The 1,385-nt window shown below is 54.5% G+C and carries 1 protein-coding gene; it reads right to left on the minus strand.

Annotated features, from left to right (window positions below):
* Positions 1–1,313, minus strand: a 1,313-nt coding sequence (locus B0G92_RS00050) for a PD40 domain-containing protein (RefSeq protein WP_101470645.1), incomplete at its 3' end; no start/stop codon positions are given.
* Positions 1,314–1,385: the final 72 nt, after the last annotated feature.

The following is a 1,385-nucleotide window of genomic DNA, read 5'->3' on the forward strand; positions in this document are numbered from 1 at the left end:
GACACGCCCGCACCTGCCAACGCACGTCCTGTCTTGCCGTCCTTCACCATTGCTATGGCTTCTACCCTGCACACGGGAACAGCCTTCATGATATCATCAGTGCCGTTCCTGTTCGAGGAAAAGTAGCCCTCGTTTTTAGCCGTGTTGAAGCTGAAGGAGAAGTCGTCCTTCTCGCTGTTAACAGGCTTCCCTAAGTTAACCGCTTCCCCATCCCTGTTAAGGTCTGCCCTGAAGACATCAAGTCCTCCGAATCCCTGCTTCCCGCTCGATGCGAAATAAAGGATGCCGTTCTCGCCTATGGAAGGGAACCCTTCCTTGCCCGCCGTGTTCACGTTGGATCCCAGGTTCTGCGGCTTGCCGTAATTGCTGCCGTCAACCGATACCTTCCAGATGTCGGAATCGCCGTGGCCGCCCGGCATGTTCGAGGTAAAGTACAGGGTCTTGCCGTCAGGGCTGAGGCTTGGGTGTGTTACCGAATAGCTTTTGCTGTTGAACGGAAGTGCCTGGATATTGGTCCACCTGCCGTCGACCCTTGTCGCACGGTAGAGTCCCTGCTGCCCTATCTTCACGTTGTTCTTCCTGTCCCTGTCAAAGTTGCCGTCATTGAGCCCGTCGCGTGCGAAGAACATCGTGTTCCCGTCCGCGCTCACCGTAACCGGACCGTCATGGAAGGCCGTATTCAGCTCACCGACCGCCTTGGGTTCCGACAGCGTGCCGTCCGCATTCCTTACCGACTGGAAGATATCCAGGTAGGGCTGTTTTACCCATTTGTCGGTCCTGTTCGAGTTGTTCCTCGTACTCACGAAGTACAGGATATTGTCATTGGAGAGCACTGCCCCGAAATCGCTCTGGTCCTTGCTGTTGATGCCCGTCTCACTGATATCGAACAGCCTGTCCTTGCTGGACAGGCTCGGGATATAGTCCGGGTTGGCCTTATGGTCCTTTGCCCTCTGGTCGTTGGGAAGCAGTGCGGCAAACCTGTCCATCTGCCTGTTGGCCTCCTGGTATTTGCCCTGCGACCTTAAAGCCTGCGCATAGCGGTAATATGTTTCCGCATCCTGGCTACTCTCGGCGGCCTTGGCATACCACCTGGCAGCCTCACCCATATTGAAGACGTTGTAGTAGCTGTCCGCCAGCTGCCTGTAGACATGGCTGTCGCCCTTCCTGCCTTCGGCCAGCTTGAGGTATTCTTCTATGGCCGCAACATACTGGTAGCTGTCGTACAGTTTGTCAGCCTTCTCGGAACTCTTATTCTGCCCGTAACCGGAGGCAATGGCCAGAAATAAGCATGCGGCAATGTATATTTTTTTCATTTTCTTGCTCTTTTGGGGTTAGAAATATCTTGGTGACACGGATACCTTCTTCGGGAAGTTCAGGTCGAACAG

It is taken from the genome of Flavobacterium lindanitolerans (assembly GCF_002846575.1).
In the GTDB taxonomy this organism is placed as follows: Bacteria; Bacteroidota; Bacteroidia; order Flavobacteriales; family Flavobacteriaceae; genus Flavobacterium; species Flavobacterium lindanitolerans.